The following is an 8,662-nucleotide window of genomic DNA, read 5'->3' on the forward strand; positions in this document are numbered from 1 at the left end:
CGTGTCCTCACGTAGTTTCATGGCGCGGGATGGCAAGGCCGAGATTGCCGCGCAGCGTGTCGTTGTCATAGGCCTCTCGAAACAGTCCGCGCCGGCGCAGTTCCGGAATGACGCCGTCGACGAAATCCTCGAGGCCCGAGGGGAAGAACGGCGGCATGATGTTGAAGCCATCGGCAGCACCGTTCAAAAATCGTTCCTCCATGGCGTTGGCGATCTGTTCCGGCGTGCCGATCACCTGCCAGTGGCCGCGCGCGCCGGCAAAATTCCGCGCGACCTCCCGGATCGACAGTTTCTCGCGCCGGGCGAGATCGATGACGAGCTGCTGGCGGCTCTGCATGAGATTGCTTTGCGGCATGTCCGGCAGGGGGCCATCCAGCGGATAGGCGGCAAGATCGCCGGCACTGAGATAGCTCGACAGCAGCCCCACGCCCACGGCGTCCGGAATGAGCTCCTGCAGCTCCTCGAACTTGCGGCGAGCCTCGGACTCGGTACTGCCGACGACCGGAGAAAGGCCGGGCATGATCTTCAGATCGTCGAACTGGCGCCCATGGCGCGGCAGGCGTTTCTTAACATCGGCGTAATAGGCCTGGGCCTCCGCAAGGGTCTGTGAGGCCGCGAAGACCACGTCGGCGGTGCGCGCCGCGAGTTCCTTGCCGGTGTCTGATGCTCCAGCCTGGACCATGATCGGTCGGTCCTGACGCGAGCGTGGCATTTGCAGAATTCCGTCGACGGAGAAATGCGCACCACGGTGGTGCAGCGGCTTCAGTCTCGTCGGATCGGAAAAGGCGTCGCCGCCTGCTGGTAGGTAGGCATCGTGGCCGACGGTGTCCCACAGGGACAGCACGATGTCGGCAAATTCCTCGGCACGCGCATAGCGGTCGCCATGCGGCAACAGGCCCTCGGCCCGGAAGTTCTCGGCTTCCAGCTCACTCGCCGAGGTCACGAGGTTCCAGCCGGCGCGCCCGCCGCTGATCTGATCGAGGGTTGCGAAGGACCGGGCGAGACCGAAGGGGTCGTTATAGGTCGTCGAGGCGGTAGCGATGAAGCCGAGATGGGAGGTGTTCGCGGCCAAGGCGGCGAGCAGGCTTAAAGGCTCGAAGCTCGTGGACCGGGCCGCCTGGCTTGCAAGCTCGGGGTTGCGCTCGCGGATGGCTGCGGCATCCTCGACGAACAGCATGTCGAAGGTTCCGCGTTCGGCAGTCCGGGCGAGACCGATCCAGTGGTCGATGTCGCTTCCTGCCCGGGCATGCGCCTCAGGGTGTCGCCAGGCGGCAATATGATGGCCGCCCGCCATCGGAAAGGCGCCGAGGCGCATCAAGCGTCGTTCGGTCATGGCTTCACCTCTCCAGCAGTGGCCGGATGGACCGGTCGTGGCAGGCCGAGCCTTTCTCGCAATGTCTGGCCGTCGCGATTGTCGCGCTCGCCAAGCGCCGGCAGGATCTCAGCCAGAAAGCGGTCGGCCGCCAGAACTGTGGGTGGAAGCGCCACGATGCCATCGAGATTTGCGCTGGCAACCAGCCCGATAAGGGCGGCGGCGACCTGGTCAGCCGCTCCACCGACAGGAAGGGCGGCAACGCTTGCTGACGCCTCTTCGGCAAAGGGTGCCACCAGTGCGAGGAGACGCACGCCCTTGGGAGACCGTCCGTTCGCAGCCACAGCCGCACGAACCGCCTCGCTTGTGGCGGTGACCCCGTCGATCGATCTGCCCGCAATCAGAATGACGTCGGCGCGCTGCGCCAAAGACGGCGATAGCGTTTTGCTGGCGAGTAGCGCAACCACCGGCTGTCCCTGGGGCGAGCGGTTGACATTGAGCGGTCCACGCACGGAGAAATTCCGGCCGCGATGGTTCAGCACGTGCATTTTTTCGGGCCCGAAAAATCGGCCGGCGGCCTTGTCATAGACGAAGGTTTCATCCTCGAAACTGTCCCATAGCCCGTTGACGACCTCGAGATATTCCGCATCCCGCTCCAGCGTGTCGGGGGCCGTGATGGCAAGCCATCCGCTGCGTCCAGCGCTTATGAGATCAAGCGAAGCAAACCTGCGGGCCAGATGATAGGGCGCGTGCTGGGCAGTGGCCTGTGCGGCAAGGAATCCGATGCGCCGGACCTTCGTCGCCAGAGCCGAGATCAGCAGGGTCGGATCAAACGGCGTGGCCGTCGGCGACAGGTGGTCACGCGGCGGTGCTGCAAACTCGTCGGCGAGCAGCAGGAAATCCACGCCGGCCGTTTCGGCCTCTTGCGCTTGCGTCAGGAAGGCATGGAAGCCGAGTTGAGCGGACTGCGGCGCTTGCCGCCAGGCCTCCGAACCATGCCCGAACGGCGTCAGCGAAAGACCGACGATCATGGCCGTGGCTCAGAAGCGCTGACACGGATCGCCTCGATCTTCTCTTCATAAAAGGCGACAAGGCCGGCGATGCGGCTGCTTTCGGGCAACGGCTCGGGATAGAACCAAACGATGTTGTCGTAACGCCTGTCGTCGATCTCCCAATGAAAATAGGAGGCCTCGCCCTTGTAGGGGCAGTATGTGTGCAACTCACTCGGGACCAGGCTGCCCGCGATCACGTCCTCGCGGCGAAAATAGTAGCGTGTCCTGTGGCCCGTCTCGAACAGGAAGATGGCTCTGCGTGTACGGGCGACGAGCTGGCCGGCGACAAACCCCTCCACGAGCCGCGAACTGGCGATCGTATCGACACGCCGGTAGACGTTGCGCGGGTGGCGGAAGATTTCCTCATCTTCTTCGAACCAGCGCGCCGCGCTCCATTCGACCGTGACGTAGCCGGCAAGGTCCGGCAGACCGATTGCCGCACCATCATGCGACCATGCCTTTGCAGCGCCCACCCCTAAAACATCGTGGTACCGCCTTTCGCCGAGCCGCTCGGACGCTTCCGTGCGTTCGCCGGGTGTGAGGACGCCCGGTCGGAAGTCACCGGCGGGCAGATAATAGACCGGGTGACCGTCGTTCTCGTAGACGACGATGGCACGCTCGCTGTCGGCAAGTACGGTTTCTCCGTGCAGCAACCGGATACGGCGATGCGTCGGTTCGATCAGAACGGCCGGCACTGCGGTGGAACGATAGGCAAGCGACATGGCAAGGCTCCGGGCAAAGTCAGACTGCGAAGATGGCATCACGGGTTAGGATGCCTGCCGACTGACCATCTGCGCCGATGACGCCCAGCCGGTCGGTGTTGGCGGCTATCAGCAGCGACAGCGCATCCCGCAGATTCGTATCAAGCGCTATGGTTGCCGTGCCGGCCGGAAGAGCACCGGTCGCGACGGCGTCGCGGACCGTGAACAGGCTCAGGCGTTTGATCGCCCGATCCACGCCGACGAAGCTTTCGACAAACGCGTCTGCGGGATGGGAGAGGATCGCATCGGGCGTATCGTATTGCACGATCTTGCCAGCCCGCATGATCGCAATGCGGTCGCCCAGGCGGATCGCCTCGTCGAGATCATGCGTGACGAGGACGACGGTCTTTCTGACGCGCTTGAGGATCTGTTTGAACTCGTCCTGCAGTCGCGTTCGGGCAATCGGATCGATGGCGCCGAAGGGCTCGTCCATCAGGATCACGGAGGGATCGGCCGCCAGCGCACGGGCAACCCCGATGCGCTGGCGCTGCCCGCCGGACAGCTGCCGTGGATAGCGGTTGAGGAATTCCTTGGGGTCGAGCCCGACCAGATGCAGAAGCTCGTCCGTGCGCGCAGCAATCTTTTCCTGAGACCAATGGAGCAGAACCGGCACGGAGGCTATGTTCTCAGCAATGGTCATATGCGGAAACAGGCCGACATTCTGGATGACGTACCCGATATGGCGGCGCAGCAGTACGGGATCTCCCTGCGTGACGTCGTCGCCATTGACGAAAATCCGGCCCTCTGTCGGCTCGATCAGGCGGTTGATCATCCGCATGGTCGTTGTCTTGCCGCAGCCTGAGGGGCCGATGAGCGCGACCGTGGAGCCTTCCGGAATGTCGAGGGTCAGATTGTCGACCGATGGTGGCGCGTCCGCGGCATAGCGTTTGGTGACGTTCTCCATGCGGATCATGTGGGGTCTCTTTCTGAAAACAGCTTTCTCTCCAGCCAGCCGAAGCTGAATTCGGTGGTGAGGGTGAGAAGCGCAATCGGCACGGCACCGACGAGTAGACGCGAAGTGTTCATCATGCTGATGCCGGTCGCAATAAAGTCGCCGAGTCCGCCGCCGCCGATAAAGGGGGCGAGGGTGGCGCCGGCCAGCACCTGCACCGCCGCCGTCCGCGTACCGGCAAACATGGCCGGGGCGGCGAGCGGCACGCGGATGGAGCGCATGACCTGTCCCTTGCTCATGCCCATGCCGATCGCGGCCTCTACGGCATCTGGATCGACATCGCGCAGGCCGACATAGGCATTGAGAAGGATCGGCGGCAGGGCGAGCACCGTCAGCGCCACGATACAGGGGCCGATGCCGATGCCGAACAGGGGCAGCATGATCGCAAGGATTGCCAGGCTTGGTACCGTGCGCATTGCGTTGACGACGTTGATGACGACGAATGCGAAGCGGCTGTAGTTGACGATCAGGACAGCCAACGGTAGCGCAATGGAGACGGCAAGTCCGAGCGAGATCCCCGACATCAACAGATGGCGCCAGAGCGCCCGCAGGAACTGGCCCTGGTTTTCGACAATCCAGAAGAAGGCCTCGGCAACCATCGTCGCCTCCTATCGCCAGCGGACGAGGGCGCGCTCCGCCCAAGTCAGCGTGAAGTCGAAGATGGTTGCGAGAAGCGCAGTCAGCAGGCCGCCGACCAGGATTTTTTCCGGATATTCCTGGTCGATGCCGATCAGGATGATGGTGCCAAGGCCGCCGCCATCGATGAAGGCGGCGATGGTGGCGATGCCGATCACGGTGACCAGCGCAATGCGCGCACCGGAGATGATCAGCGGCACGGCCAGCGGCAGTTCAATGCGCCAGAGCCTCTGGCGCGGGCTGAACCCCATTCCGTCCGCCGCGTCCAGAATATCCGGTGAAACGTTGCGAAGGCCAATGACAATGTTTCGCAGCAGAATCAGCAGGCAATAGGACGACAAACCGATCAGGGCCGGCTTTGTGCCGAGGCCAAAGAAGGGAATGAGAAAGGCAAAGAGCGCCAGGCTCGGAATGACGAAAATGATGTTGGTGATCGTCAGGGCAACCGCATAGAGCCGGGGCCGTCGGGCGCAAACGATCCCGAGCGCCAGTGCAATGACGAGGCCTATGGCGACGGACGACACCGAAAGGACGATATGCTGCCAAACCGCTAGCGCGATTTCCGGAATGTGTCTCGGGGCCCAATACAATGGCGGATGGTCCTGACCTGGTGTCAAACGGTTAGGCGGCCGGAACAGGCTCCGGCCGCATGATCATACTTGTCGAGTGGTCATCCAGCTTCGGATCAGAGACCCTTTTCCTTCAGAAACTCTGCCGCAACGTCCTTTGGCTCCTGCTTGTCGCGTTCCACCTTGGCGTTCAGGGTCCGCTGCGTTTCATTGTCGAGCAGCGGGCTGACCTTGTCCAGCACTTCGGCGATCTTCGGGTTTTTCGCCAGCGTGTCCTGACGGATGACCGGCACGAGGAAATAGGGCGGGAACAGCTTCTTGTCGTCGTCCAGAACGGCCAGCTTGCTGTCTTCGATCTGCCAGTCAGTGGCAAAACCGTAGGAAACGTCGAGATCCTTGTTGGTCACGGCGCTGTAGCGGATGCCGAGCTTGGCGAAGATCTTGAATTCCTTGAATTCGATACCGTAAACCTGCTTGAGGCCCGGAAGACCGTCCTTGCGTTCGCCAAAGCCGCCTTCAGCGCCGAAGGTGAGATCCTTCGACACCGGACCGAGATCGCTCAGTGTCTTGAGCTTGTACTTTTCCGCCGTTTCCGGCAGCAGGATGATGGCATAGCCGTTGTTGATGTTGGTCGGCTTGAGAAGCGTCAGCTGGAGGTTCTTCTCGTAATAGTCCTTGACCTCACCATAAATCTTGTCGGCCGAACCGGCCAAGTCGCCCTTTACGACGGCGGCAAGCGCCGTGCCGGTGTATTCCGGATAGAGATCGATTTCGCCATTGACCAGAGCGGTGTGCGCGACCAGCGTCGCGCCGAGGTTCAGGCGACGCTCTACTTCGATGCCGGCCTTCTCGAGCGCCTGGGCATAGATTTCGGCAACGACGAACTGCTCGGTGAAGTTTTTGCTGCCGATCTTGACCGGCTCGGCATGGGCCGGAAGGGCGGCAATGCCGCTCATCAAGGCGCCGACCAGAATCCCTGCAATTGATTTAAAGCCCATAACGTCTTCCCGTTCTCGCTTCTGTTGCAACTGAAGGAAGGTTAGAGGAGGGCAACGGATATGGCGTGCGATTGTATACTAATTGTATAGGCATCGGTAGAATAAAATACCTCATTAGGCACCTAGTCCGGCGGAGTGCGCCGATTGTCTCTATAAAATCAACGGACATTCGCGATTGTGCGGATCCGGCGATCAAGTTGTCTATAACTATCCATTTCGTCGGTTCTGACCCAGGGAGGTCTACGAGTCGTGCTGGCAAGCCTCTTGATGTATGCAGCGCCCAAGCCGGTCGCAGCCGCCAACGCGGCCTTCTGGGCGGTGCTGCCGACGGCGCTCGCCGATTATGGTGTCGCCGATCTCCCCTACGCACTTTCCACCGATATTGCCCATGACGAGGCCTGCATAGGCCGGATCTGGTTCTCGCTCAGACCTGCGGTTATCCCTATATGCGGTCGCTCAGGGGCCAGGTCCGCTTGGTGGCTACGCCCTGCTATACCTATGAAGGCTGCGAAGGGCCCCTTTCCGGCAGTGTCGTAATCGTTCGCCGGGATGCGGCGGTCGCGAGCAACAGGGCGGATACCGCAGCGATCGACACAGTCAGTTTCGGGCATCTCAGTCGCTTTGCACCCGGGGAAGTGGCTGAAGCCAGACGTTTGATGACCGACATTGAGGAAAAAACATCACGCAGCCATTCCGTCGCCGCTATCTCCTGAAGGCGCATGACGACCCACGCCATCCACTTTACCTGCAGCCGGTGAGCGATCCTCAGTAGGAACTCTCCAGCCTGTAGCGGCTGCCCGGATAAAGCAACCGCACCGATGTGACGAGGATGCTAGACGACCAGGTCCGCCGCCGCACGAGAAGACAAGGCTCGGAGCGAGCGATGGACAAGAGCTTGCATTCCCATGGTTGGGGCTGGACCGCCTCGACGAACTGTTCGGCCTTGGAAATGGGCGCGACCCTGCTCAGATAGGCATTGGGGGTCGTTTCTCGGAAATCCTGTTGCAGATAGTCCGATGCCACCAGAGCGTTGACGAAGCGGTCTTCAAGTTGAATTGGCAGGTCGTCTTCCTTGTGGACGATGACGGAATGATACGCTGCCTCACCCACCGATGTCTCGAGTGCGTCTGCGAGGTCGTGATTGCAGACCTCTGCCTGCATCAAGACGAGATCTGCCGAATGCACGCCTCCGCGTTCGGCGATCTCGTCTGCGATATTGCGCACACCCATCATATTGGCGCTGCGCTTCTTCGGCGCAACGTAAGAGCCGCGACCTTGCACGCGCACGATGACCCCTTCGCTCGCCAACTCTCTGAGGGCACGATTGGCCGTCATGCGACTGACACCCAGCATGTCGACCAGCTCGTTTTCGGAGGGGATGCGATGGTTGACGGGCCAGTCTCCGCTGTCGATACGCACTCTGATCTGCGACTTCATCCGCTCGTACAGCGGTGCATCATGGCGATCGGTTGCCGGCAGGACAAGACCTGTATCTTCCTGGGGCATGGTCAGTGAACCTCATCACATATCATCGACACACAGGGCCAAGACCCAGGCGCTCTTGCATGCGGGTGCTTCCCACCCGCCCCGCTCAGCCTTAACAACACTCCGCCTGACTGCGCAAGCTACCACCTCAGCCGTGAACGGTTGCTTCAGGCGTCGCCAAAGAGGCGATCTGTTTGGCTTTTACCTCAATTCGTTGCGTCTTCTCGGCAATCTGCCGCAAAAGATCGAGGCACTCCTCGCGAACCAGTTCCGGCCGGTCGCTGTTCTTATCCTCAATGATCGCTTCGATCCGCTCCAGATGCCCGATCCCGGGCGGGGTTGGGTGGCCAAACTCATAAGGACCGACCGTAACGCGTTGACCAATTCCGTGCGTTGGCGGACAAGCCGTTCTCTTCCACGGAAAAGAAGTGCCTTGGCTTGCTGCTCCTCCATCTTCGGAATGATGAAGCGCATCTCCGGCCGTTGCGCGGCGATAAGAATCGCTTCGGCATCCGCTGCATCATTCTTCTGGCGCTTTACAAACGGGCGGACATACTGGGGAGCGATCAGCTTTACCTCATGGCTCTGTTTGGCCATCTCCCGTGCCCAATAATGCGCACTGCCGCAGGCCTCCATGACCACGGTCGCCGCAGGATGTTCCGCCATAAACTTGCGAAATTGTAGCCTTGATAGCTTTCTACGGAATTCTACCTGCCCCGTTATCGAGGCTCCGTGCCCCTGGTCGGGTAGCAGCGGCGCATTGCTGCGCGGCCGCCCCCTAAGAACCGGACATGCGGATCACCCCGCATCCGGCTCAAGCCATTCTTCAGCACCATGGTGTGGCACCGAACAACTGGACGGAGGGTTTCGCAATTCGACGGCGGACGAAGTAAGTGG

The 8,662-nt window shown here is 61.3% G+C and carries 9 protein-coding genes; all 9 read right to left on the reverse strand.

Annotated features, from left to right (window positions below):
* Positions 1–7 precede the first annotated feature (7 nt).
* The gene (locus HGO38_RS29990) at positions 8–1,333 is read right to left on the reverse strand and encodes an LLM class flavin-dependent oxidoreductase (RefSeq protein ID WP_250959453.1); all 1,326 of its coding nucleotides are present in this window, start codon (positions 1,331–1,333) and stop codon (positions 8–10) included.
* A complete protein-coding gene (locus tag HGO38_RS29995) occupies positions 1,330–2,343 on the reverse strand; it encodes an LLM class flavin-dependent oxidoreductase (protein WP_250959454.1) in 1,014 nt (337 codons plus the stop codon). Before HGO38_RS29995 ends, HGO38_RS29990 begins: the two co-directional genes overlap by 4 nt.
* Positions 2,340–3,086 (reverse strand): DUF427 domain-containing protein, encoded by a 747-nt coding sequence (locus tag HGO38_RS30000; RefSeq protein WP_250959455.1) that lies wholly within the window; start codon positions 3,084–3,086, stop codon positions 2,340–2,342. Before HGO38_RS30000 ends, HGO38_RS29995 begins: the two co-directional genes overlap by 4 nt.
* Before the next feature lie 19 nt (positions 3,087–3,105).
* Entirely contained in the window at positions 3,106–4,038 is a 933-nt protein-coding gene (locus HGO38_RS30005) for an ABC transporter ATP-binding protein (protein ID WP_250959456.1), read from the reverse strand.
* Complete coding sequence (locus HGO38_RS30010; RefSeq protein ID WP_250959457.1) at positions 4,035–4,676, reverse strand: ABC transporter permease; 642 nt, start codon at positions 4,674–4,676, stop codon at positions 4,035–4,037. The genes HGO38_RS30005 and HGO38_RS30010 overlap by 4 nt, the downstream gene beginning before the upstream one ends.
* A gap of 9 nt (positions 4,677–4,685) precedes the next feature.
* The gene (locus tag HGO38_RS30015; RefSeq protein WP_250959458.1) at positions 4,686–5,303 is read right to left on the reverse strand and encodes an ABC transporter permease; all 618 of its coding nucleotides are present in this window, start codon (positions 5,301–5,303) and stop codon (positions 4,686–4,688) included.
* 95 nt (positions 5,304–5,398) lie between these two features.
* The gene (locus tag HGO38_RS30020) at positions 5,399–6,280 is read right to left on the reverse strand and encodes a glycine betaine ABC transporter substrate-binding protein (RefSeq protein ID WP_250959459.1); all 882 of its coding nucleotides are present in this window, start codon (positions 6,278–6,280) and stop codon (positions 5,399–5,401) included.
* 765 nt (positions 6,281–7,045) lie between these two features.
* The gene (gene hutC / locus HGO38_RS30025) at positions 7,046–7,786 is read right to left on the reverse strand and encodes a histidine utilization transcriptional repressor HutC (protein ID WP_250959460.1); all 741 of its coding nucleotides are present in this window, start codon (positions 7,784–7,786) and stop codon (positions 7,046–7,048) included.
* A 180-nt stretch (positions 7,787–7,966) separates the two neighbouring features.
* A complete protein-coding gene (locus HGO38_RS30030; RefSeq protein ID WP_502941666.1) occupies positions 7,967–8,431 on the reverse strand; it encodes an IS110 family transposase in 465 nt (154 codons plus the stop codon).
* Between the last annotated feature and the right edge of the window lie 231 nt (positions 8,432–8,662).

The sequence above is a fragment of the Rhizobium sp. CG5 genome (assembly GCF_023701945.1).
Taxonomy (GTDB): domain Bacteria; phylum Pseudomonadota; class Alphaproteobacteria; order Rhizobiales; family Rhizobiaceae; genus Allorhizobium.

Bases quoted from the DNA above. Each gene is read 5' to 3' on its own strand.
- HGO38_RS30005 (WP_250959456.1), bottom strand. From the start codon at position 4,038: ATGATCCGCATGGAGAACGTCACCAAACGCTATGCCGCGGACGCGCCA.
- HGO38_RS30030 (WP_502941666.1), bottom strand. From the start codon at position 8,431: ATGGCGGAACATCCTGCGGCGACCGTGGTCATGGAGGCCTGCGGCAGT.
- HGO38_RS30020 (WP_250959459.1), bottom strand. From the start codon at position 6,280: ATGGGCTTTAAATCAATTGCAGGGATTCTGGTCGGCGCCTTGATGAGC.
- HGO38_RS30000 (WP_250959455.1), bottom strand. From the start codon at position 3,086: ATGTCGCTTGCCTATCGTTCCACCGCAGTGCCGGCCGTTCTGATCGAA.
- HGO38_RS29995 (WP_250959454.1), bottom strand. From the start codon at position 2,343: ATGATCGTCGGTCTTTCGCTGACGCCGTTCGGGCATGGTTCGGAGGCC.
- hutC (WP_250959460.1), bottom strand. From the start codon at position 7,786: ATGCCCCAGGAAGATACAGGTCTTGTCCTGCCGGCAACCGATCGCCAT.
- HGO38_RS30010 (WP_250959457.1), bottom strand. From the start codon at position 4,676: ATGGTTGCCGAGGCCTTCTTCTGGATTGTCGAAAACCAGGGCCAGTTC.
- HGO38_RS29990 (WP_250959453.1), bottom strand. From the start codon at position 1,333: ATGACCGAACGACGCTTGATGCGCCTCGGCGCCTTTCCGATGGCGGGC.